The organism is Thalassobacillus sp. C254 (genome assembly GCF_001310615.1).
In genome coordinates, this window is sequence record NZ_BAXQ01000015.1 from 1 (window position 1) to 23,910 (window position 23,910).

Sequence of the window (23,910 nt, forward strand, 5' to 3'; positions counted from 1 at the left end):
TCTTCTGCAGGCTCTTCAACTGGAGCTTCTTCTTCTGCAGGCTCTTCAGCTGGAGCTTCTTCTTCAGCCGGAACTTCCTCTTCTGCAGGCTCTTCAGCCGGAGATTCTTCAACAGGCTCCTCAGCTACTTCTACAGTTGTTTCTTCAACTGATGCAGTGCCTACGGTCTCAGCATCGCTTCCGTTAACTGCTTCATGGAGTGCTGAGAATGTTTCTGGGCCTGCTAAGCCATCTACAGTAATACCTTGAGATTTTTGGAAATCTACTACTGCCTGATGAGTAATAGGACCAAAGATTCCATCTATTTTATATTCATAAAATCCAAGAGTGTTTAAATCTTCTTGCAGAGAGCTTACTGTTGCTCCTTCGTCCCCTTGTTCAAGAATGGAAAGGGAGCTGATAGTTTGAACGCCTGCTAAGCCATCTACAATCAGACCATTTTTTTCCTGATATGTTGTTACTGCTTGTGTAGTTTTAGCATCATATGTTCCAGTTATGTGCTTATCTTTTAAAAGGTTATTTTCGTTTAACATTGACTGGAGCTCTTCTACATGAACGTGATCCTTGCCTTCATAAAGAAGCTTCGATCCAAGTTCTGCTCCTGCTGCATCGTCATTTGGTAATCCTAAAAATACTGCTGCTGCTAAAGCCGGCGCACCGATCCATTTCATTTGCGGCTTTAACTTGTTTAATGTTGATTCTTTTACCTTCATGTGTGAAAACCTCCAATAGAGAAGTCATGATTTGTTCGACGCTTTGAATCGTATCAAGACTTTCCAGGAGAGACAATAGATTTCTAAGCTATTTAAATGAATTGAAATGTTTATGTAACATTGGCAATGCTGTGTTAATACAAATTGGAAAAAATATCAGGGATAATGAGAAAATAATCGAAAATCTCAAAAAGTATGGGACGAGGTTTTTCCAAAAAAATGGGGAAAAGAAATGAAGAAATATAGGAGAACATGTAAAACAAAATGTCGAATTTACGAGTATGTATTCAGTGTAATAGATATAAGAAGATAGTGAAAGAGCAAATTATAAAAAAATAATAATTAATACTATTCTCCTTTTAGAAGCAAGTTAAACTATGAATTTTTTATAAGCACAAAAAAAGCAAATCAATTAAAAATTACCAGACAGTGGAGTAGAAGAAAGATGGAAAAACTTCTTTTGTAGTTGGTAAGTCTCCTGTTTTTTAGGTGAGAAGGCTGGGCAATTGAAACGATAGATTAATAAGCGTAAAGTAAATGGGTATAAAAAGAAGCAATCTACTAAACATTTAGCAATAAAAAGGAGCAGCATCACGATGAAACGAATAAGTAGGCAATTATATATTTTTATTCTTTAGTTCTGCTTTTATATATCAGCAATGTATTTATTGAAAATCGGGCATTAGAGTACATTATAGGTACCCTTGCGATTCCCATGCTTTTCATATCGTTCCATGGAGCTGCAAATCTATTTCGTATCTTAGGTTTGCTATTTATTAGTGCAGGGGTCGGGATGTTTATTTATGCGGGGCTTCCTGTCGTGGAACTTCCATTTTATATGACTTCTACAATGCCGCTTCTTGCTTTTTTGACCATTCTTCCTTGGATGAATGGGGTAGTTCGTGCCGGTCGTTTTGATCGCCGCATTAATCAATTGATGAAAGCTAATGTTTCAGATTTGGGAAAGCTTTATACACGAAGCTCTTTTACATCCTATATTCTAGTAGCCTTTATCAATTTGTCAGCCCTTCCCCTCGCACAAGGAGTGTTGTTAAAAAATCTGTCTAATATGAAAAAGCAGCTGCGGGACTCATTTGTCAGCAGGACAACCCTAAGGCTTTTGCTGTTGCGTTAGCCTGGAGCCCTATGGAAATTATGGTTGCTATTACTGTAGACGCTACCGGTGTTAGTTACTTAACTTACTTACCTTGGCTGCTATTATGTTCTCTTATTGTACTCTTCATTGACTTATTATGGGGGTATATGGCTTTTCGAAAACACGGATATCAGCCTGCGATTGAAAGTGAACAACTCTTTCATCCTAAACAGGTGGCTGTTCAAATCATGAAACTGTTCTTTGCACTATCTATCTTTTTGGCTCTAGTAGTGTCAATCGGAAATGTAACGGGGCTTGATTTCATATTAACCGTGACCCTTGTTATTCTTCCCTTTGCCATCGTCTGGTCGTTTCTAATGAAACGGTGGAAGACCTTTAAGGTTATTGGCTGGGTAACATGGAAAGAACGGACAAACGGAATGCAGAATTTCGTAGTATTATTTTTATCCTTAGCTTTTTTTCAAGCAGCTTAAATGAAACACCTTTCCTTGATCTGATTCAGCAGCCTTTTCTTGGAGCAGCGGAGTACCCTTTAATTATATTGTTTCTTATTCAGTTTACTTATTTGTCGATGAGTATGATTGGAGTACACCCGGTAGCTACAGTTGGCGTTTTGATTGAAGTGCTGCCTCCTCTCTATGAAATTATCAATCCGATGAGCATAGGAATGGTCCTCGTCACTGGGGCCTTAGCGACCGCTTGTGCGGGTACGTATGGTATTACCGTTACGATGACTTCTATGAATACTAAGCAAAACCCCTATCGAATCACGTTGAGAAACCTGCCATTCGCGCTGACTTATGGTGCAGTCGGCGTAATCATGGGTTATTTGCTTCTCTAACCAATAGGTTAGGATCTTTGTCTGTTAATACTCACGTAAAAAAGGCAGCCTTCCTTTGAAGAGGCTGTCTTTTTTTACATTTTCATTCTTTTTTTGATGGAGCCCAACCATAAAGGATAAAATTCTTAATATCTTCAACTACTCCTATGTCAATTAGGATAACGATGATAACTAAAAGCAATGGGCCTAAAAACAAGCCAATGGCTCCAAATAGCTGCAGTCCTGCAAACAGCGAAATCAATACTGACAGAGGATGGAGATTCATGCTTGATGACAGCACCTTTGGTTCAACAAGCTGTCTGACGATTACAATGATCCCATACAAAATGGCCAGGGTGACACCAAGACCAATTTGGCCGGTAATAAATAAATAAACAAACCAGGGGATAAGGATGGTGCCGGTTCCCAGATAAGGAAGGAGTTCGGCAACACCAACCACAACTGCAATCGTAAGGGCATGCTCTATGTCTAAAATGGCAAGCCCCAAGAGAACAATTATAAAGGTAATTGTCATCAGTATAAATTGGGCTTTAAGGAAACCGAAGACCCTGATTCTCATTGCTCTTCCAAAAGACAGTCCCCTCATCCTTATTGATTCAGGAACCTTTATTGTTACCCACTTCGTTATCTTTTGCCAGTCTTTTCCTAAGAAGAAAACAGAAAGAAGAACGAAAAAGAATACAACGAGTAGAGTCGGCAGGGCCACTGCTACGGAGGTGAGCCAATCAGCTAGTCCTTGTCCCAGTGTTCCTAATATATTTCCAAGCTGTGCACCTAATTGGACAATCCCTTCTTCAAGCGTTTGTCTCTCCTGGCTGTTCATATTATCCAACAACCCTGTCAGCTGGTGCCAAAAAGGGAGCACTACTTCATTAAAAAACTGCTGAATGTTAATGGAAGCTGTTGCAAACCACTGAGGAAGCTGTTCAGAAAAATTTCTCACGCCATAAATGATGAGAAAGGTAATGCCAGTAATAACACCGCCTATTAAGCTAATGCCTGTTAGTAATCCAATTAGTGAGGCTAAACCAGCAGGAAACCGTAATTTTTCCTGGAGAATACGGACTAAAGGCATGAGCATCCATGTAATAAATGCCGCAATCCAAAAAGGGTATGTAAGCGAGAAAATTTGCGATATAAGCCATATGAGTATAACGATTGTTAGGGTTGATCCTGCAAACCTAAAGATCATCCATCCCTGTTCTTTTGTCATTCTTTCCCTCCTAACACAAAAACAGGCTTATCTTTCCTTTCCCCTAATGAAGTTACAATTACACCTGGTGCCTGGCACCATATATGAATGTAACAGATCTGTAATAAAGGTATGTCCTTTGCTTATTGAGTAATAATGGTTTAATGCAACTATCATCCCGAATACTTTTGTTGCTATTATTCTATTGCTTGCCGGGTACTATCTTGCTAAATTTGTATCTGAGCTGCTGACAAGCTTACTGCAACGAACAGGGATTAATTCAGTGTATGATTATTTAGGTTGGGACAGAAGGCCCTCAGCAGATTCTAAGTTTGACTTAGCTTCTATTCTTGGTCAAATTACAAAGGTTATCATTATCCTGTTTTTCACAGTTGAAGCCCTTAATGTGCTGCAGCTTGACGTATTAAACCAAATTGAAAATGCCATTATTGTGTATCTTCCAATGCTTATTAGTGCTTTAATTATCCTGGGTCTCGGGCTGTTTGGCGGAAACTTAATCCAGAACGTCATCAAAAAATACACTAACAGTTCATTTTCAGCAGCGATTGTAAAATATATCATTATAATCTTTGCTGTCTTTATGACATTGGATCAATTAGGCTTTGCTTCAACAATAGTAAACATCGGGTTCTTGCTTATTCTTGGCGGCTTATCTGTTGCATTCGCCATCTCCTTTGGAATTGGCGGAAGAGAATTTGCCAAGCGGAACCTTGATAAGTTTGAGAGAAAAATGGAAAGAGACACAAATCATTCTGAACCTGAGAATAAGAATGACAACGATATAAATGGTCCAACTCCTTAATGTATGAGGAGTGAGTGAAAAGACGAGGTCTCAGCCTCGTCTTTTTATATACTTTCGCTTTTGTATCATGGTTTACCTGTATATTAATAATTATGCAGCAGGCATCACTTCATTTTCGAACGTGAGCAAAGACCGCTCATGTTGATATTTGCAAATGCTGAATTTTCCGATTAAATCGCCCGGTATTTCATCTGATCTTAATAAAATCAGCTTACCCGACTGATGTTCCAACCCTTTACAACCCTTTAATAAGCTGGCATAGTAAAAGGAAATTATAGAGAGGGGCAGCGTAGGATGAAAGCTTTGCTGGTTATTGATTACACAGTCGATTTTGTTGCTGATGATGGAGCTTTAACTTGTGGAGAGCCTGGACAGGCAATTGAAGGTTTATTACGGAAACTACCAATCAGTTTGTTGAGCAAGGTGATTATGTAGTATTTGCCATCGACCTGCACAATGAAAAAGATGCTCATCATCCGGAAACGAAGCTTTTCCCACCCACAATATTAAAGGAACAAGAGGAAGAGAATTATATGGTAGTTTACACAAGGTTTATGACCATTATAAAGATCACACTAACGTAAAGTGGATGGACAAGACGAGATATAGTGCATTTGCAGGTACAGATTTGGAAGTACGGCTAAGGGAAAGAAGTATAAATGAGGTGCACTTAGTTGGAGTGTGCACCGATATCTGTATTTTGCATACAGCTGTTGATGCATATAATAAAGGTTTTAAGACTGTTATTTATAAGAATGGAGTAGCCAGCTTTGACCAGAGAGGACATGATTGGGCGTTAACCCATTTTACAAATGTGTTAGGGGCTGAAGTTTTATAAGAAATTATGAATCTACTGTTTTCCATTATGGAAAACAGTTTTTCTGATTAACGGGGAAATGCGTGCATACGTAAAAAGTACCCAACAAACCCTCCTTACTAAGGAAGGTTTGTGGATTATTCTCTTACTTTTTTAAAAGGAACAAGGTTTTCCATTACATCTCCCTGTTTAACCAGTTTTTTTCTTTCCTAGCTATCAATATAAAGATTCAAAAACCCCACAAAGCCTACGAGCGAGGTTCTTTTGAAGGAAAACAAAACTCCAAAAAGTTGCAGCGAGAACACTTTCTAGTATCTGTGGTTTGTTCAAATGATTCAATTGAAAGAGGACGGTTAATTCCGGGTTCTTCCAGATAATCGAACATTCGATCAACGCTCATCCCCATTAGTTCTTGGACTTTTTCCAAGGTGACAGGGGTAAGCTGGTGTTCTTCATATGTTCCTTCAAGCAAATATTCATTACGAATGACGATATCATCAAGATCTTTGATAGAAAAAGCTTCTTGAAGATAAAGAGCGTAAAGAGCCAGCTGGTAAGGGTCTTCTTCTGATTTTTTTCCCGTTTTCCAATCTACAATGATCCATTTATTTTGTTCTTTGTCCTTATAAACTAAATCAAGAACAACAAATACCTTTAATTGTCCCACCATTAAATGGCGGAAATTCTCTGCTTCAATAAATTGCATTTTCTCTTTGTTTAAAATATCTTGAAATGTTCTGCTTGATAGAAAGTGGGCAATAACAACCTCAAGGCGGCTTTTCATTTTACTGACTTTATCAGAGGGCAGCCTGCTTTCCCCGTAGTATATCTCGTGCAGCATATCCCAGTGCTTCGGCTTGTTAAGCCAATCATCAAGGTGTCTTGTAGAATGAATAAACGCTCTGTTCATTCTATCTTTTACTCGTTCAGTAAGCTGCTCTTCTGATGGAACTCTTTCTGTCTTTAAGTAGTAGGTGATGACTTCTTCTATAATATCGTGGACTTCACTCCCAAACAGCATTTCCAGACTCGTGAGCTTTTTCAGCCGGTAGCATGTCTTGAAACCGGTTCGGCATTTTTCAGCCAGCCATTGTGAGAAGTGTAGTATTGATAAGCATATTGTCTAGGACATTCCATTAATGTTTTATGCCTGGACAAAGACCAGGAAAATTCCGGGTAATCTTTTATTTCAAACATACGTTAAAATACACCTGCTTTCTTCTATTATCCTACCAAAGAATAAAAGAGAAGTGGAGTTGAATAAAGAATTGATAAATTTTTTGCGCGGAGGGTGGGTAATCACCCAGGCGGCATGTTTTGCATAATGTATGAGAGGTGAATGCCAATGAAGCTCTATACTAGCGAAGGGAGTGTTCGGGGTGGCGGGGAAGGTTTTGAACTATTATGCAGGAGGCAATACAGCAAGAGGGTTTTATGATTTATTTGATTCCATTACCGAGGGTTTAGAAAAAGTATTTATTCTAAAAGGAGGACCGGGAACAGGAAAATCAACTTTACTAAAAAAAGTGGCATCTTCATTAAACCAAACTGGAGAAGATATTGAATTAATTCACTGTGCCTCAGCACCCGGCTCTCTTGACGGTGTGATTTTCCCCCATTTAAAAGCAGGAATTTTTGATGGGACTGCTCCTCATGTCATAGAACCAAAAGCACCAGGAGCTATTGAAGAATATGTAAACCTGGGGAAGGGCTGGGATTCAAAAAAATTAGCAGGAAGTAGAGATGAGATCCTGCTTTTAAACAAGCAAAGAAAGGATTTTTACCTCAAAGCACATGAGGCATATGCCAGGCTCTTACAATCCATGATGACTGGGAAAAGATTTATATAGATAATATGGATTTTGCTAAAGCTAATAATCTGTCCAGTCAGTTGATTGAAACAATGTTTTCCCATATTCAACTTAATAAAGAGAGCAGGGTGGTTCACCGGTTTCTTGGGGCGGCTACTCCTGAAGGCCCAAAAGATTTTATACAAAATTTAACCGGGGATGTTCAAAAACGGTATTTTATAAAAGGAAGGCCTGGATCGGGAAAATCAACCATGTTAAAGAAAATTGCGGCGGCTGCGCAAGAGAGCGGCTGATACAGAAGTTTACCACTGCGGCTTTGACCCGATGAGTGTTGACATGGTCATTGTCAGGGAAATTGGGATCGCTATCTTTGATAGTACCTCTCCTCATGAATATTTCCCAGAAAGGGAAACAGATGAAGTAGTGGATATGTATGTAAACACCATTACAGAAGGTACTGATGAAAAGTACGCTGACTCTATTAAACAAATTGAAAACAAGTATAAGGAAAATATGAAACTAGGAACCTTCTATCTACAACAGGCAAAAAAAATACATGACCAATTGGAGAAAGTATATATAAAGGCAATGGATTTTAAAATAATAGATCAAATAACGATGGAGATAGAAGAGGAAATAAAAAATATTTTATGAACCGAAGGCAAGGGAGAATGGAAGGCTGCCAACAGATGAGGGAAAGGATATCCTTTAAATATTGACAGAAGGCTTCTGAAGCCGTTTAGATAGTTTTAAACTATAAAAGGTGCCCAGTAACAGGCACCTTTTATAGGGTTATCAATAAAGTGATTTATTTTGCTGTATCAATGCATTCTTTTGCAGGAGAAAGCTCTTCAGGTAGATCTACATTTTTTCCGTTTTTGTAATGGACAAGCATTGACGTCAGCTGTCCGCGATTATAACCAATCTCATTGTTTGGTGGAGACGGAATCAGTTCATGGACTTTATTGATGATACAGGTTTGCATTACCTTCTCTTCTTCTTCAGCTTCATCGTTGAGGGCAATTCGAAGTCCTTCTTCATAATCAATAGGTTCTTCTTGAGCCTCGATAAAGGTAACTACGGTTTCCCATACCAAGCCGATTTCATCAGTAACGATGTGTTCTGAAAGGCTGTAAAAGCTCGTCCCGTGCATATAGTCATTGTAGGCTGCGAGATAGCTTTCATTGTTCTGTAATTCCGTACCGTCCTCTAATGTGACAATGACATCGGAAAACCTTTCTTCACCACTTTCTGCTTCTATTAATTGCACGTGGAGACCAGAAACTTGAAGATCGACGCTTCCATGGTAGTTTGACTGCTCTAAGATGACTTCTTTTACTTGTTCACCAGTTGTTTCCACCACTACAACCGTATTTTCGAATTGGTCTAATCCTTCAAGTTGTTCATCAGTAATGACTTCTGGAGGGATTTCCCCTGTGACAGAAGAATTATTTAAAATGGCAAAATCAGCTTCAGCTTCTGAACGGAGGGCATCTGTATACAGGTTTCCAAGACCTGCATCCATTTCAGTTTTATTCTCAGAATATAAACCATTAGCAGTATTGCCTATTTCCTCGCCCCCAGGCTCTGCCTCAGCCTCGATATCAATGGATATACGGCCTTCACTTTCATAATCAATTGCTCCCTCGGTATTCATAAGAGTGTTTGCATACATAAGCATGGCGTTTGTCATATAGCCTGCGCCTTCCTGTTCTACAGTGCCCGCAAACTCATATCCCGAACCTCCAGTACCAATATAGTCAGGAACAGCGACAGAATAGGTGGCTTCTGGATCAAGTGGCTCTCCATCCACTGTTAATTTTGCATCTGTATAGCTTCCGGAAGAGTTTGTAAGAATGGTGTATTCTAAGCCGGAAGTTTGCAGATCAATATTGTCGCGGCGGGTATACGAGTATTCTATGACATCTTTAATCGCTTCACCGGTCATTGTCATTTCCATTATTTCATTTGCAAAAGGTTCTACAGTGTAAATATCCCGGGCTGTGATATCACCAGGGCGATGCTGTCTCTGATTCCTCCATTGTTAGTAACCGCTATATCTGTACCAATGGAATCACGCATAGCATCAGTCCAAAAATTGCCTAAAGGGACGTCTCCATGGTCTCTTCCATCTCTGGAAAGGCCCGTATTTGTATAGCCTATGACTTCTCCAAGTAATTCTTCAGCTTCTTCTGTATATGTGTCCACCATCGCCTGAATATCTTCATCAATGGCTTCAAGTTCATCTATGTTATGTAATTGGCCATTGACATTGGTGACTTCAGAGGTTTCTAAATCTACTGTGATTGTGAGCTCGCCGATATAATCCAAGTTAGCGCCTGCTTGTGTTACGGGAGTGCCATTCACTGTTGCAGGTTCACTTAAAGCAGTATGAGAGTGGCCGCCGATAATGACATCAAAGAAATTCACGTCTTCAGCCAGGCTTTGATCAGCACCGTGTCCAATATGAGTAAGGCCCACAAAGATATCTGATTCATCTTCTAAGTATTTAAATTCTATAGCGACTTCTGCGTAATTTTCAGGAAATTCCAAACCTTCTATTCCTGCAGGTGCCGTAGCGGGAGGAGCTTGGGTTATTCCAAGAACAGCTATACTGACATCATTAACTTCAATTATTTCATAGGGAGAGGGTTCAGCAAATGGCACTTCATCACTCACTACTTTAGTATTTGCACTAAGCCATGGGAAGTCAGAGTTCTCCATGTTCACAGCAAAGGCTTCTTGTCCATAATCAAACTCATGATTTCCAATAACCATGCATCAAGCCCTACATTATTTAACAGATCAACCATCGGCGCACCTTGAGGTATATCAACAATTGGATCACCACTAAAAATGTCTCCGCCATCCAGAAAGACCACATGATCGCTTTCAGATCGTTTTTCTTCCAGGAAAGCAGCTAACTTTCCAAAGTCCTCGATTGATGAGTGAATATCGTTCGTATGTATAATCGTGACTTCTGTTTCTTGTTCTGAAGCTTCTCCTGAAGCAGGAGACAGTGTGAAAATAAGTCCTGCTGCAGCTAAAGATAAAGGCATATATAATTTTGTTTTCTGCATAAGAATCCTCCTAAATAAGATGTCTTTTCATAATAGTGAAAAAACTACCGGTGGTGTTTACAGAAGGATTAAAAAGAAATTGCAGTTTTGTAAAGGGTAGGGCGTTATGAATCGTCAAAAAGACCACTATATTTGAAAAAATTTTCCACTATGAAAACACTATGCTGAGGATACAGGAAAAAATGGGTAGGAAGGAAAATGACAATAGAATCGTAGGAGAGTCTTTTGATATAGTGAAAACCCGCCAAAATGGCGGGTTTATTTATTCCGTCTGGCAAAGTCAATAAACCTGAATTTATCTGGACGGTGTCTGGACTCTGTGTATTGAAAAAGGGAGGCATCTTCTAAATAAACAAAGTTTTTTACAACGACGATGTTTGAAAAGCCGTTAAGATGAAGATATTTTCTGTCTTCATCGGTTGGCTCTTCAACGGTAATTTCTTTCTTGGCAAAAGCAATCGATAACCCCAATTCCCCTTCAATATATTCATATAAAGAATTCTTGCATTGCTCCAAGGGTAAGTTGGGAATTTTGGATTGAAGCAGGTAATCTTTATCTAAAATGATGTGTTCTTTGTCAATTTCTCTTACCCGGATTACTTCCCAAATAAATTCTCCCTCATGTACTTTCAACTGTTCTTGAAGGTGAGGGCCAGGGGACAGGAGTTCAAGGCTTTCCACATGACTTTTTCGCTCGCTGGCCCATTTTTTCAGAAAGCTCTTTAAAACTGACCAGACCTGATATTGGGAAATTTAGTTTGTTGATATCAAGCACTATGGAGCCCTTTCCTTGAACCTTTTGAATATACCATGTGTAGATAAAAGGTTTAAGGCTTTTCGAATAGTCTCTCTTGATGTCTCGAATTGCTCTGTTAATTCTTTTTCAGAAGGGAGGAGAGTACCTGGCTTAATAACACCCTCTTGTATCTGCTTTGCCAGCTCATCGTATATTAAATCATATTTTCTTTTCATCAGGCATCACCAAAGATTAAATAATCACTTTCCAGTAATGTGAAAGACAATCGATTCATAAGGACGAAGAGAAAGCTCAGATAAATTACGAGAGGGTTCATCGTAATTCGAAAGAAGTACATTAACTTCCTCGTTCGAAAGCTCCTCTTTATACGAATATGTTGTTTCTTTCCCATAAAAATTGTTTACGACAAGCAGTTTTTCGTCCCCGGAAGTACGAAGATAAGCAAACACTTGGTCATGATCTGGGGTAAGGAGGGTATAATCTCCTGTTGTAATAATCTCATAATCCTTCCTAAGTTTAATTAAAGCTTGATAAAAGTAAAAGATGGAATTTTCGTCTTCAAGGGCAGCTTGTGCATTTATGGTTTTATAATTGTCAGCCACATTTATCCATGGAGTACCTGTTGTAAAACCAGCATTTTTGCTGTTATCCCATTGGACAGGAGTCCTTGAGTTGTCCCGAGATTTAGCCTTAATAATTTCCATGATAGCCTCTTCTGACATGCCTTTTTCTTTCATGATCTTATAGTAATTGTGAGTTTCTACGTCTCGATACTCATCAATGTGGTTAAATTTAGGGTCAGTCATGCCAAATTCTTCCCCTTGGTAGATGTAAGGTGTACCTTGCATCATGTGAATGGCGGCAGCCAGCATCTTAGCTGATTTTTCATGGTATTCCTGGTCATTTCCGTAGCGAGTTACAACTCTTGGCTGGTCATGGTTGCACCAAAACAACGCATTCCATCCGCCACCCTCATGCATGTGGACTTGCCAGGTTGATAAAATATCTTTCAACGCATGAAAGTCAAAATCAGCCAGCGCCCACTTTTCTCCATTTGGATAATCAACCTTCAGGTGGTGAAAGTTAAAGGTCATACTTAGTTCATTTCTGTCTGGGCGAGTATACTTTATACAGTGGTCAATCGTTGTAGAAGACATTTCCCCAACAGTCATTATATCGTATTTAGAAAAGACTTCTTGATTCATCTCCTGCATAAATTCATGGACGCGAGGACCGTCAGTATAAAACTTTCGTCCATCTCCCGGCGCTTTTGAGCCATCATCATTTGGGAAATCCTGGTCTTTGGAAATAAGGTTAATGACATCCAGGCGGAAGCCGTCTACTCCTTTTTCAAACCAATAATGCATCATTTCGTAAACTTTTTTTCTAACTTCATCATTTTCCCAATTTAAATCTGCTTGTGTGACATCAAAGAGGTGAAGATAGTACTGACCAGTATTTTCATCGTACTTCCAGGCAGCCCCCCCAAACTTAGACTCCCAGTTATTTGGTTCCGCCCCATCAATGGGGTCTTTCCAAATATAAAAGTCCCGATATGGGTTGTCCTTTGATTGTTTCGATTCAACAAACCATTCATGCTCTGTTGAAGTATGATTAACAACGATGTCCATAATAATCTTAATATCTCGTTTATGTGCTTCTTCTAACAGTCGGTCAAAGTCTTCCATTGTTCCATATTCTTCATGGATTGAATAATAATCACTAATATCATACCCATTATCGTTTTGCGGGGATTTGTACGGAGGAGTCAGCCAAACGACATCCACTCCCAGCTTTTTCAAATAGTCGAGCTTTTCAATAATACCAGGGAGGTCTCCAACACCGTTTCCTGTTGTATCATTAAAGCTTTTTGGATAAATTTGATAAACGACTGAATTTCTCCACCATTCGTTCATTAAGACACCACCATCATATAATAGTTAAAGTAGGGGAAATGAAACAATACCATTGTCTGCAGGATGATTCCATAAGAACAATGGTATTGTTGTTTATTCTGATTTACACTTCCACTTTTTTAAATTTAGCCCAAAGATAAGTTAAGACAAACGGAACAATAAGGCTATAACCATTCCGATTGCAAACGCCAGCCATCCGCCTGCCTGAATTGAAAAGATACCAGGCAATCCGCCGACACCAATTGCCGGAGCCACTACGTTATTGATAGTAATAAACATTCCTGCAATTCCAGAACCGATGATCGCACATATGAATGGGAAACGGAAACGCAAGTTTACACCAAACATTGCTGGCTCTGTGACACCAAGGAACGCTGATATGGAAGAAGAAATAGACAAGCCTTTGGTGTTTTCATTTCTTGTAACAAACATAATAGCCAGACAAGCAGCTCCCTGTGCAATATTTGACAATGCAAGGATTGGCCACAGGAATGTAACACCTGTACTTCCAATTAACTGTAAGTCTACAGCCAGGAAGGTATGGTGCAATCCTGTAATAACAAGCGGGGCGTAAATAAGCATATAGTAAACCACCAATTGCAGCAGCTTGGTCAAATACTCCAACAAAAACAGAAGTGATTGCATCACCAATAGTAAACATTATTGGTCCAATCGCAATAAAAGCAAGAAAACCTGTGATCAACAGCGCAACAGGAGCAACTACGAGCATTTGAATAGAATCATGTACCCGTTTTCTTAAAAAGATTTCGATTTGAGCTAATATATAAGATGCAAAAAGTATAGGAAGTACTTGTCCCTGATAACCAATTTGCTGAATTTCTAACCCAAAAATGTTCCAGGTTGGAATTTCTCCAGCCTCTTGAGCTTCTCCGTATGCCCATGCGTTTAATAAATCAGGATGTACGAGCATCAAACCTAATACTATACCGAGTAGAGGACTCCCTCCAAACTTTTTCACTGCCGACCAGCCTATTAACCCGGGTAAAAACACAAAGGCTGTATTAGCTATTAGATGAATAATATCAGCGAGATCTGCCATTGGGGATATACATCAATAACAGATTGTCCGGTAAAGAAAATATCCGGAGCGGTAAGAAGGTTATTAATACCCATAAGTAAACCTGCAGTAACAATCGCCGGAATGATCGGAATAAAGATATCGGCAAGTGTTTTTACGAGCCTTTGGATGATATTCAAATTTTTCTCAGCGGCGGCTTTTGTTTCTTCCTTTGAAGAATCCTCCATCCCTGTAATAGCCATCATTTCCTTATACACTTTTTCTACTGTTCCTTGACCAATAATTACCTGGAACTGGCCGCTGGTAGAAAAGATCCGCGGACAAGCTCGTGATTTTCCAGAGCTTCTTTGTCAACCTTGCTTTCATCATGCAAAGCAAAGCGTAAGCGTGTTACACAATGAGTGGCAGAAGCAATGTTATCTTTCCCGCCGATGGCTCAATGATCCTTTCGACTGCTTCCTTTGTAACTTTCGCCATCTTTTCACCCTCCCTGGTAAACGGTTTCATTTAAAACCCAAGTTTAATTGAAAGAAGTAAAGAAGTAACGGGTGTTAATCCGCTTACATTTTACTTGTATATACAACTCATCTTTCGGGATAATATTAACTTGTATATACAAATTGGTCAATAGAAACGGTGAAAATTATAAAATTCATTTTATTCCATGTTGTATGCTTCCCAGAAATAGATAATCTAAACCATGAAATGGAAGAAACACGTGAAAAAATGTGACGCCTATTTAGGAAAGGAAATAAAACAAGGAATGGGAGAAAATCAAAAAAGAGAAGAGCTCTCAACATCAACAAAATCGGAGTGTAGTAACGAATAAGGCTTGTCCTGATGGAGGTGAACTTGAAAACGTACACCGCTCATCTGTATAACCAAACAGTTATGAATGCAAAAATAAGGCTCCAATTATCGTCTTGATAATTGGAGCCTTATTTACGTATATGAGACAGTTTTGTCCCAGCACCTTTTATTCTATTGGATTTGTGATCTTCGGTAAAAGACACTCGCTTGCTCATATAGGCACAAATGAGATAGCCATTCATACTTCAGCGCTGTTAAACACCCGCTTTTTGAAGTTTACTTATAATACCCAGGGACTTTCCGGTTCCTTTTGCGACACATTCTAATGGAGTGTCCGCTAAAATGACTGGTACATCTATTTCATTACCGAGCCATGCCTGCATTCCATTTAATAATGATCCGCCGCCTGTAAGAGTAATTCCATGATCCACAACGTCCCCGCTTAATTCTGGCGGGCAGTTTTCCAGTGTATTACGAATAATTTCAAAGATGTTTTGAAGTGTATCTTTAATAGCTTCGTGAATCTCTTTAGAGTTTAAAGTTAATGGTTTAGGCAAGCCAGTCACTAGATCACGCCCAAAAACTTCCAACGTTTCTTCTTCATGATCAGGTAAAGCATGGCCTAAATTAATTTTGATATTTTCAGCAGTCCGCTCCCCAATAAGCATGTTATATTCTTTGCGTACGTATTGGATAATATCCTCATCTATTTTATCTCCGCCCACTCTGATTGAATCAGAAGAAACGACACCTCCGTAGGAAATGATTCCTACCTCTGTGGTTCCCCCGCCGATATCTACTACAACATTTGCCACTGGCTCATCAACTGGCAGTCCGGCTCCAAGAGCAGCCGCTATAGGCTCTTCAATTAAGCTTACGTATTTGGCTCCACAGCTCATCACCGCATCCCGAATTGCTCGTCGTTCTACCGAGGTAGAGCCTGATGGTGTACAGACTACTACTTTGGGCTTCCTCATGGATCCTATGTTTTTCTGTATACTTTTCATAATATGTTTGAGCATAGTAGAAGTAATTTGGTAGTCCGCGATAACTCCTTCCTTTAACGGACGCATGGCTATAATTTTCCCTGGAGTCTTTCCTACCATGTCTTTAGCGTCAGTTCCCACAGCCAGTACATCACCAGTTTCTGTATTAATCGCTACAACAGAAGGCTCATTAAGTATAATTCCTTTTTCTTTGGTGTATACCAGAATATTGGCAGTACCAAGGTCAATTCCAATTTCGGAGGTAGCAAACATTAATTTCTTCACCCTTTATACTAGATTAGTCTCACCTTAGCGCTCATTCTAATGCTTATCGTTTTAGATAGAAAGAGGCGTTTAGCACATATTGTCTAAGTTATCTATGGAATAAAAAAGAAAATGCAGGCAAATATTCATATCTTTTTCCACTTCTTTAGTTGTAATTGAAACATAGATTTCAAGAGTTAATATATATATGGGAGGTTTTCTTTGATAAAATCAAGATTAGAAGTTGTGAGAGTGCTAACAAAAAGGTGGGAATAGAATGAATCGTTCTTTCATATTAAATCTGCTTGTCTGGGTGACGTTAATCATTATGATCCTCACACTCAGCCTGCGGACTTTTCATCCAGTGGAATATGCAATAGGAGCCCTTATTGTTCTTTATAACGTCTTATTTCTATATAAACAGTATATCCAAAAATTTACGGATAAGGAAGAGGAAATAGGGTTTCAGCGGAAGAATAGCATGAATATATTGATGATGCTTGCTATTACTACATACCTTGCTACAAGGCAGGAGGGGGCTGCTCTCCCTGGTTTGATAGCTGTCATGGCTGTTATCTCAATGTTCTTAATGGTCTTTATGATTGTTTCTGATTTACGAAGTTCTAAAAATGCTGCTTAGTACGAACCGAGAAGGCGAGGGAAATTGAGTGTTAAAGCTTATCATCAATGGGATAGTCATTTTTATGTTGTTTTTTCATTTAGCAAACTTTTTCTATCAACTAATAGAATATCGAGAGGTTAATTGGCTTTCTCTGTTACTTACACTGGTTCTTACTATTTATGTATTAGTGATAGCTGAAAAGGCAACAAGACCTAAGAAATCAACTAAGTAAATAAAACGAAGAGCTGAGCTATATCATGTTATAAAACCGGGTCTAATAGAAAAAAGTGAATGGGAAGGTAAGATAGGCTTCTTTATAAAAGCAAATTCAATCGGTTTAGAGCTGGAAGAAGTAATGATTGAAAAGGGTCCCTCAGTCCATGAAAGTTGTGTTAGAAAAAGTAAATTGAATACATAGGGAGCATTCTTCTTTATAGAGAGGGATGCTTTTTTTCGTGGAAATGATGGTTTTCCATCCCTGTGGTATAATAAAATAACAAAAAGATATCCTTAATACAGAATATGTTCGTCCGTTAACTTGTTCCTGGATTATAATGAAGCAGGTGATAGCAATGAAGAAATGGATCGCTGAGGTAAAAGCCCGGAAAGTTGAGTACAGCATTGTTTTACTCATACTAATAATTTCTGCTACCGTAGGAGCTTATTTTACTACAATGATTGCTGCCAGAGACAATTTCGTAGGGTTTTACATGGGTTTCGTTTCAAGTACTATTGTATTATTTGCCGTTTATTCTTTAGTGGATAAACTTTTGCACATGTTTAAAGGAAAAGAGCGTGAAGCATGATTTAGTGCTTGCACGCTTTTTTTTAAAAGATAAGAAAGTATACAATTTGACGATTGCTTCACTGCAGGGGGACACTTTCCGCGGGCAAGGCTTCAGCTACCTTCGGGAACACCGCCCTGCGGGATCTTCAGCTCTTGCTATTCCCTGAGGATGAAGCACAGTCTGAAGATCCAATTTTGCGAAGTGGCAGCAAGAAAAATTTAGCTGAAGGCAAGCCCTTGGGAAAGCGTCGGTTTGAAGTGAAGGCCCCGTCTTTTTTCACAATTAAATGTAATAAAACCGGCTTGAGTGCTTTTCTCAAGGCCGGTTTTATTACACCTGGATTTTTTGTTTTTTAATTAATTAGGATGGCTGTTGCATGGTATGATAGAAGATGTTATAGGAGTTATACGTAAAAGGAAGGTTTTTATATGACACATGTGATAACTGCGTTTTTTTCCGCCTTTATTTACTCAGCCGGTTTTGCCTTAGCCGGTTCTGAGCCGGCTTCCCGGCAAGTGGACGAGGTATATTATTTTTCCTTTCAAGAATTGCTGTTATTTTCACTTGTGTATGCGTTGCCAGTTTATTTTATCGGAGGGATTCCATCAGCCATACTCCTCGAAAAAACTGTGAGAAAAATCAGGGCTTCCCAAGGGGCTTCTTATGTGTATCGTTTATTATTATACAGCGCTGCCGGCTTTGGAGTGATGTGTGCAGCTGTTGTCATTATTTCAGGTGGGCATGTTCTGACATTTCTTACTGACCTTATAGGATATGGTGTTTTTGGCGCAGTCGGAGCAGTTTTGTATTTTCATATATATCTAGCTGTAACCAGAGTGAGAAGGTATGTTGCACAGAAGAAACAGTAAGGGGAAAGGGGGCGGCAGTTTATGGAGTTCTCGGCTAGGCTGTCGGAGGAGCGTATCAAAGCATCCATAGAGAAGGGGGAGTTTAGTAATTTGCGAGGGGCAGGGAAACCTCTGGTGATTGAAAATGATTCTATGATTCCCGACGAGCTGAGAATGGGCTATAAAATCATGAAGAATGCTGGATTTCTTCCAGAAGAGCTTCAGTTAAAAAAAGAGATGATTACGCTGAAAGAGCTTCTTTCTTGCTGTGACGATGAGAATGAACAAACAGAGCTGAAAGAGAAGCTGAGCCAAAAAGCCCTTCGTTTTCATCAGCTTGCAGAGCAACGTAAATTTAAAAACTCCAAAGCTTATCACGCCTATAGTGGAGCGGTAAAAAAACGTCTCTTTTGAGAGCTTTTTTATCGCTTTTTTTACCTAGATTTGTTTTTTACCCAGCTTGTTATAAAGGGGGCTAAAACATTGCAGGAGCTGATTCAATCCGTCATTACACCTTTAACAAAGAAAAGCAAGAGTATTCATGTCGGGATCACTCTGGAGGGAAAGCATTCCTACCAAGGGTTTGGCAGTTTGTCCGAAAATAACAAAAACCCTCCTGATTTATACACTTTATTTGAAACGGGAGATATTGGTAAAACAGTAACTGCAGCTTTACTTGCAAAGACGATCAGGGAGGGGAAGGCACCCTACCATGAACCTATCTCTTCATTCGGATGGGAATTTACGAATCTTCCTGATGAAATCACGCCCTACACACTGGTCACTCACACGTCAGGAATGCCGTTTATGCCTACCAATATAAAACGTTATTTGTTAAGGAATTATAAGAATCCCCACCATTATTACAATGATGAAGACTGGATTGTTTACTTACGCAAATATAAAACAAAGCAGAAGAGCAAAGTCGATGATTTGCATTATTCCCACACTGGTTATGCGGTTTTAGGTAGGTTTTTAGAAAGGATATGGGAGGAGCCTTTTGAAATCCTGGCAAAAAAGCTGGTCATGGCCCCCCTCGGCCTGGAGGATACAACCCTGACCTTTCCCGCTGAAAAATTGAAGAGAATAGCTCCTCCTTACAATTACCAGCTTAAAAAGACACACTTGGACAGGCCATCAACCTTTCAGGGCGCAGGAGGATGGATTTCATCAACTGCGGATTTATTATATTATCTCGAAGCGCACCTTTCCCCTTCCCCGGCATTTGCTTACTTTGCAGATACCCATGGCATAAAAGAAAAAGGCAGAAAAGGGATCAAAGGAGCGGAAGGAGTTTCTCGCGGCTGGATGATTGTCTTTCCTTTTGGAGAAAAGTATCCAGTTCATTTTATTTCCGGCAGCACGGCAGGTTCTCAATGTTTCATCGGCTGGTGCAAACCAGCTCATGCAGGAATAGTCATCTGCAGTAACAAAGGGGCAAAACGAAAAGAAACCCCCACTAGGACGGAGATATCGGCAGCTGGACTGGCTATTATACGAGAAGTGGTGCAGGAAAGACTGAAGGAGAGAGGGATTTTTCGAACACCGGAGCTTCCTGCTTCATTTAATATATAAAGCATAGTAAAAATATCAGAATTCCCCAAAAAAGGTTTGACTTTTCTTCCTATCCTTTCTAAAATACACTTAACGACTAACCATATAAAGTATATAAAAATAGTAGGGATTAAAATGAGACTGTAAATATAAGCAGCCTCAGTTTTACATTTTTTAGGGGAATGGAAAGTGGAGGTGACCGGATGCTTTTGGAATATCAAACAACTACTCCGGAGAAAGTAGATAATATTAACAAAGAATTAACAGGTAAAAATGCATCTGAAGTAATTGAATGGGGATATAAAACCTATGGTGATGATTTAGTTTATGCATGCAGTCTTGGGGCTGAAGGAATGGTCCTGCTTGATTTAATAAACAAAGTCCAACCTGGTGCGAAAGTTATTTTTCTTGATACGGATTTTCATTTTAAGCAGACTTATGACCTCTTAAAAAAGGTACGGGAGTTTTTTCCTGATTTAGAGATCAAAGCAGTTAAGCCAGAGCTTACTGTAAAAGAACAAGCCGAACAGCACGGAGATAAATTATGGGAAACAGACCCTGATAAATGCTGTGCTCTGCGAAAGCTGGAACCACTGGAAAATGAACTGGCTAAACACAAAGCCTGGATGTCAGGGCTTCGGCGCGAGCAGTCACCTACAAGAAAAAATACTCAATTTGTGAATATCGATAACCGATTTAATTCCATTAAAATATGTCCATTAATTCATTGGACCTGGGATGAAGTGTGGGAGCACATTAAAAACAACAATCTTCCATATAACATTCTTCACGACCAGAACTTTCCCAGCATAGGCTGTTTTCATTGCACATCTGCCGTTTTAGACGGTCAGGATTCCCGGAGCGGCAGATGGAGCGGATCCGGCAAAACAGAATGCGGACTTCATAAGTAAGCAGAATATACTAAATTCAAGGAGTGGAAAAAATGACAGCTAGCAAACCTCATGGCGGTACTCTAATTGACAGAAGACAATTTGGTGAAGATGTATCATCCATCAAAGCAGCAATTGAACTTGACGACGTAGCATTATCTGATGTGGAGCTTATTGCAAATGGAGCATTCAGTCCTCTTGAAGGCTTTTTATCAAAAGAGGATTATGAATCTGTTGTAGAAAACATGAGGCTGAAAAACGGAGCCATTTGGAGTATTCCTATTACTTTGCCTGTAACTGAAGAAGCTGCAGAGCAATTACAGATTGGGGAGAAAGCAAGGCTTTCGTTTGAAGGAAAAGACTACGGCTATATCGTTGTCGAAGAAACGTACACTCCTGATAAAACGCGGGAAGCGGAGAAGGTGTATCAGACGACAGACCTTGAGCACCCGGGTGTAAAGAAAGTGTTTGATCGCCCAGACGTTTACGTAGCAGGTCCAATTACGCTTACTGAACCCGTTTCACACGAACGCTTTGAATCTTATTATCTAGAGCCGGCAGAAACAAGGGAGGAATTTAAAAGAAGAGGCTGGGAAACAGTTGTTGGCTTCCAGACTAGAAACCCTGTTCACCGTGCTCATGAATATATTCAAAAAACAGCCCTTGAAACAGTAGACGGTTTATTCTTGAATCCGTTAGTTGGAGCAACCAAAGCCGGAGATATTCCTGCTGATGTACGGATGGAGAGCTATGAGGTAATCCTGGAAAATTACTACCCTCAAGATCGTACCTTCTTGGCCGTATTCCCTGCTGCAATGAGATACGCAGGTCCACGTGAAGCAATTTTCCATGCAATGGTAAGAAAGAACTACGGTTGTACTCATTTTATTGTCGGACGTGACCATGCTGGGGTAGGCGACTATTACGGCACTTATGACGCCCAGTTGATATTCCGTAATTTTGATATTGATGAGCTGGGAATTACTCCACTTTTCTTTGAGCATAGTTTTTACTGCAAGAAGTGTGAAAATATGGCTTCTGCCAAAACATGTCCTCACGATAAGGAACATCATGTAATTCTTTCAGGAACAAAGGTTAGAGAAATGCTTAAGAACGGTGAAATGCCTCCTGCAGAATTCAGCCGGCCGGAAGTTGTAAAAGTCCTTATAGCTGGAGTAAAGGAAACGGTTTAAGGGCGTAGGAAGGTGAAAAAATGGATTGGACCATTGTAGCTTATATTATAGCTTTCTTTTTCGCCATGAATATTGGGGCAAGCGGAACTGCTGCTGCAATGGGACCAGCATATGGCAGCGGCGCAGTGAGCAGCAAAAAGACTGCTATGCTGTTAGTCGCTGTCAGTGCTTTTTTGGGAGCTTTAGCTGGCGGAGAAGTAGTGAAGACCATCGGGGGAGGAATTATCTCCGAATCCCTGATAAATGTTGAGATAGCAGTTATTATATTAACCGGAGCATGCTTAACCTTATTTATCGCAAACCTAATAGGTATCCCTTTATCGACAAGCGAGGTGGTCGTTGGGGCCATTGTCGGTGTAGGAATTGCTTTTCAGGCCTTGCTTGTTAATAACCTCTTGTATATCATATCCTTTTGGATCATTGTGCCATTTGTTTCATTTTTTCTTGCTTTAGCAGCGGGTGTTCTTATTCTCAAGGCAGAGAAGAAATGGCCTCACTTGAAAGGGACTGGCAAATGGCGTAAAGGATTAGCAATTTTACTTATTCTAGCCGGGATGATGGAGCTTTCGCTGCCGGTATGAACAATGTAGCAAATGCGGTAGGGCCGCTGGTAGGTGCCGGGTTGATTTCGATCCCATCTGCTGTTTTGATTGGCGGATTCTTTTTAGCGGCAGGCTGTGTTTTATTGGGCGGAAAAGTTTTAGAAACAAACGGGAAGAAAATTACGAGACTGTCTTTACTACAGGGGACTGCTGTGTCTACAACAGGAGGAACACTTGTAATTATAGCTTCCTTACTAGGGATTCCTGTTCCCCTTACCCAAGTTACTACATCTGCCATTGTAGGAATTGGAACAGCTGAGCACGGATTTCGGCTGTGGCAGAAATCTATCTTAAAGCAAATTGCTAATGTGTGGATATTATCGCCGATAGTGGCTCTTGTCGTTTCATATTCCCTTATGATGCTTTTTATTCACAGAGATATCTATACATTTATTATTATTGTAAGTGTATTTTTAGCTACGATAGGTTCAATTCATTTAATGCAAACGATAAAAAAAGAAAAGAGAAGCTTTCATGATGAAGGAAGCGGAATATAACACGTTAATTGATACGCGTATAAAATAGTGGAGGGATAAACATGGCTTCTGATCGAAACATTGTCTGGCATGACGCTCAGTAAGCAAAGAAGAGCAGCAGGAAAGAAATGGCCATAAGAGTTTTGTCCTTTGGTTTACAGGGTTGTCTGGTTCAGGTAAATCTACGTTAGCAAATGCTCTTACACGTAAACTGTTTGAAAACGATAAAAAGGTCTATGTGTTGGACGGAGACAACATCCGTCATGGTTTAAATAAAGATCTCGGCTTTAATGACGATGACCGTAAGGAGAACATTCGCCGAATCGGCGAGGTTGCCAAGTTATTTGTAGATGCAGGCCATGTTGTAAGTACAGCATTTATTTCTCCTTTTCGTGAGGATCGTGATACGGTCAGAGAGCTTTTAGGAGAAAGCGAGTTTCTGGAAGTCTACGTAAAGTGTAACTTGGATACTTGTGAACAACGTGACCCTAAGGGGCTTTACAAAAAAGCAAGAAAAGGCGAAATTCCTAATTTCACTGGAATTGATTCTCCTTACGAAGAACCGGAAAATCCGGAAATTGTAGTAGAAAGTGACTCGCAGGATGTGGAAGAGTCTGTTGAACAACTATTACGTGAGTTGAAAAAAAGAGACCTCATTTAAGAGGTGATGAGCACGGATTACAGTGTAAATGATTAAACGGCACGATCAAGGGGATTCTTGGCGGAGTCCGGCAAAAAGACTTGGCATTAGCCAAGTCTTTTTTTTAGAAA

Annotated in this window: 23 protein-coding genes and 5 pseudogenes; 16 read left to right on the top strand and 12 right to left on the bottom strand. The window is 39.8% G+C overall.

Features of this window, described 5'->3' with window-relative positions:
- Positions 1 to 713 (bottom strand): peptidoglycan-binding protein (locus JCM19033_RS13885; RefSeq protein ID WP_198153514.1); only part of this gene is annotated, 713 nt, incomplete at its 3' end.
- A gap of 766 nt (positions 714 to 1,479) precedes the next feature.
- On the opposite strand from JCM19033_RS13885, the gene JCM19033_RS25980 reads away from it, so the two are divergent.
- From JCM19033_RS25980 to JCM19033_RS25990, 3 genes are all read left to right on the top strand, one after another.
- Entirely contained in the window at positions 1,480 to 1,848 is a 369-nt protein-coding gene (locus JCM19033_RS25980) for a hypothetical protein (protein ID WP_269758226.1), read from the top strand.
- A gap of 11 nt (positions 1,849 to 1,859) precedes the next feature.
- Positions 1,860 to 2,303 (top strand): hypothetical protein, encoded by a 444-nt coding sequence (locus tag JCM19033_RS25985; protein ID WP_269758227.1) that lies wholly within the window; start codon positions 1,860 to 1,862, stop codon positions 2,301 to 2,303.
- Between the two features lie 68 nt (positions 2,304 to 2,371).
- Positions 2,372 to 2,671, top strand: a complete 300-nt coding sequence (locus tag JCM19033_RS25990) for a hypothetical protein (protein WP_269758228.1) — start codon at positions 2,372 to 2,374, stop codon at positions 2,669 to 2,671.
- 82 nt (positions 2,672 to 2,753) lie between these two features.
- On the opposite strand, the gene ytvI is transcribed toward JCM19033_RS25990, so the two are convergent.
- Entirely contained in the window at positions 2,754 to 3,884 is a 1,131-nt protein-coding gene (ytvI, locus tag JCM19033_RS13895) for a sporulation integral membrane protein YtvI (RefSeq protein WP_054636724.1), read from the bottom strand.
- A gap of 154 nt (positions 3,885 to 4,038) precedes the next feature.
- Between ytvI and JCM19033_RS13900 the strand changes: the two genes are divergently transcribed.
- Together JCM19033_RS13900 and JCM19033_RS13905 are read left to right on the top strand one after the other, a co-directional pair.
- Entirely contained in the window at positions 4,039 to 4,686 is a 648-nt protein-coding gene (locus JCM19033_RS13900; RefSeq protein WP_269758238.1) for a mechanosensitive ion channel, read from the top strand.
- A 294-nt stretch (positions 4,687 to 4,980) separates the two neighbouring features.
- Positions 4,981 to 5,524: pseudogene (locus JCM19033_RS13905) on the top strand (cysteine hydrolase family protein).
- A 226-nt stretch (positions 5,525 to 5,750) separates the two neighbouring features.
- Here JCM19033_RS13905 and JCM19033_RS13910 read toward each other — a convergent pair.
- Both JCM19033_RS13910 and JCM19033_RS25995 read right to left on the bottom strand, forming a co-directional pair.
- A complete protein-coding gene (locus JCM19033_RS13910; RefSeq protein WP_054636726.1) occupies positions 5,751 to 6,524 on the bottom strand; it encodes a PD-(D/E)XK nuclease family protein in 774 nt (257 codons plus the stop codon).
- Between the two features lie 20 nt (positions 6,525 to 6,544).
- Positions 6,545 to 6,700, bottom strand: coding sequence for a hypothetical protein (locus JCM19033_RS25995; protein ID WP_269758229.1), 156 nt, complete (start codon positions 6,698 to 6,700; stop codon positions 6,545 to 6,547).
- A gap of 182 nt (positions 6,701 to 6,882) precedes the next feature.
- On the opposite strand from JCM19033_RS25995, the pseudogene JCM19033_RS13920 reads away from it, so the two are divergent.
- Positions 6,883 to 7,968: pseudogene (locus JCM19033_RS13920) on the top strand (PRK06851 family protein).
- Positions 7,969 to 8,122: 154 nt separating this feature from the next.
- On the opposite strand, the gene JCM19033_RS13925 reads toward JCM19033_RS13920, so the two are convergent.
- The 8 genes and pseudogenes from JCM19033_RS13925 to mreBH all read right to left on the bottom strand — a co-directional run bounded on the left by JCM19033_RS13925 (position 8,123) and on the right by mreBH (position 16,175).
- On the bottom strand, positions 8,123 to 9,274 hold the full coding sequence (locus tag JCM19033_RS13925) for a 5'-nucleotidase (RefSeq protein WP_054636728.1): 1,152 nt from the start codon (positions 9,272 to 9,274) through the stop codon (positions 8,123 to 8,125).
- 20 nt (positions 9,275 to 9,294) lie between these two features.
- A complete protein-coding gene (locus tag JCM19033_RS13930; protein ID WP_083465462.1) occupies positions 9,295 to 10,092 on the bottom strand; it encodes a bifunctional UDP-sugar hydrolase/5'-nucleotidase in 798 nt (265 codons plus the stop codon).
- Complete coding sequence (locus JCM19033_RS13935; protein WP_054636730.1) at positions 10,041 to 10,394, bottom strand: hypothetical protein; 354 nt, start codon at positions 10,392 to 10,394, stop codon at positions 10,041 to 10,043. The genes JCM19033_RS13930 and JCM19033_RS13935 overlap by 52 nt, the downstream gene beginning before the upstream one ends.
- 258 nt (positions 10,395 to 10,652) lie before the next feature.
- The gene (locus JCM19033_RS26000; protein ID WP_269758230.1) at positions 10,653 to 11,075 is read right to left on the bottom strand and encodes a UTRA domain-containing protein; all 423 of its coding nucleotides are present in this window, start codon (positions 11,073 to 11,075) and stop codon (positions 10,653 to 10,655) included.
- A 93-nt stretch (positions 11,076 to 11,168) separates the two neighbouring features.
- Complete coding sequence (locus tag JCM19033_RS26005; RefSeq protein ID WP_269758231.1) at positions 11,169 to 11,366, bottom strand: GntR family transcriptional regulator; 198 nt, start codon at positions 11,364 to 11,366, stop codon at positions 11,169 to 11,171.
- A 24-nt stretch (positions 11,367 to 11,390) separates the two neighbouring features.
- A complete protein-coding gene (gene treC / locus JCM19033_RS13945) occupies positions 11,391 to 13,067 on the bottom strand; it encodes an alpha,alpha-phosphotrehalase (RefSeq protein ID WP_054636731.1) in 1,677 nt (558 codons plus the stop codon).
- Positions 13,068 to 13,170: 103 nt separating this feature from the next.
- Positions 13,171 to 14,583: pseudogene (gene treP, locus JCM19033_RS13950) on the bottom strand (PTS system trehalose-specific EIIBC component).
- A gap of 587 nt (positions 14,584 to 15,170) precedes the next feature.
- Positions 15,171 to 16,175 (bottom strand): rod-share determining protein MreBH, encoded by a 1,005-nt coding sequence (gene mreBH / locus JCM19033_RS13955; protein WP_054636732.1) that lies wholly within the window; start codon positions 16,173 to 16,175, stop codon positions 15,171 to 15,173.
- 268 nt (positions 16,176 to 16,443) lie between these two features.
- Here mreBH and JCM19033_RS13960 point away from each other — a divergent pair, with 268 nt between their 5' ends.
- From JCM19033_RS13960 to cysC, 10 genes and pseudogenes are all read left to right on the top strand, one after another.
- Positions 16,444 to 16,806, top strand: a complete 363-nt coding sequence (locus JCM19033_RS13960) for a hypothetical protein (protein ID WP_054636733.1) — start codon at positions 16,444 to 16,446, stop codon at positions 16,804 to 16,806.
- Positions 16,807 to 17,360: 554 nt separating this feature from the next.
- Complete coding sequence (locus tag JCM19033_RS13970) at positions 17,361 to 17,594, top strand: hypothetical protein (RefSeq protein WP_054636735.1); 234 nt, start codon at positions 17,361 to 17,363, stop codon at positions 17,592 to 17,594.
- Positions 17,584 to 17,742, top strand: coding sequence for a hypothetical protein (locus JCM19033_RS26010; RefSeq protein WP_269758232.1), 159 nt, complete (start codon positions 17,584 to 17,586; stop codon positions 17,740 to 17,742). Before JCM19033_RS13970 ends, JCM19033_RS26010 begins: the two co-directional genes overlap by 11 nt.
- Positions 17,743 to 18,004: 262 nt before the next feature.
- The gene (locus JCM19033_RS13980) at positions 18,005 to 18,445 is read left to right on the top strand and encodes a hypothetical protein (protein WP_054636737.1); all 441 of its coding nucleotides are present in this window, start codon (positions 18,005 to 18,007) and stop codon (positions 18,443 to 18,445) included.
- Positions 18,446 to 18,466: 21 nt separating this feature from the next.
- The gene (locus JCM19033_RS13985; RefSeq protein ID WP_054636738.1) at positions 18,467 to 18,838 is read left to right on the top strand and encodes a DUF1992 domain-containing protein; all 372 of its coding nucleotides are present in this window, start codon (positions 18,467 to 18,469) and stop codon (positions 18,836 to 18,838) included.
- Between the two features lie 69 nt (positions 18,839 to 18,907).
- The gene (locus JCM19033_RS13990; RefSeq protein WP_054636739.1) at positions 18,908 to 19,999 is read left to right on the top strand and encodes a serine hydrolase; all 1,092 of its coding nucleotides are present in this window, start codon (positions 18,908 to 18,910) and stop codon (positions 19,997 to 19,999) included.
- Positions 20,000 to 20,160: 161 nt separating this feature from the next.
- Positions 20,161 to 20,889: a phosphoadenylyl-sulfate reductase gene (locus JCM19033_RS13995; protein ID WP_269758233.1), complete on the top strand. Its 729-nt coding sequence runs from the start codon at positions 20,161 to 20,163 to the stop codon at positions 20,887 to 20,889.
- A gap of 32 nt (positions 20,890 to 20,921) precedes the next feature.
- Positions 20,922 to 22,061 (top strand): sulfate adenylyltransferase, encoded by a 1,140-nt coding sequence (gene sat / locus JCM19033_RS14000; protein ID WP_054636741.1) that lies wholly within the window; start codon positions 20,922 to 20,924, stop codon positions 22,059 to 22,061.
- 20 nt (positions 22,062 to 22,081) lie between these two features.
- A pseudogene (locus tag JCM19033_RS14005) lies at positions 22,082 to 23,160 on the top strand (anion permease).
- Positions 23,161 to 23,201: 41 nt separating this feature from the next.
- Positions 23,202 to 23,800, top strand: a pseudogene (gene cysC / locus JCM19033_RS14010) (adenylyl-sulfate kinase).
- Positions 23,801 to 23,910 lie beyond the last annotated feature (110 nt).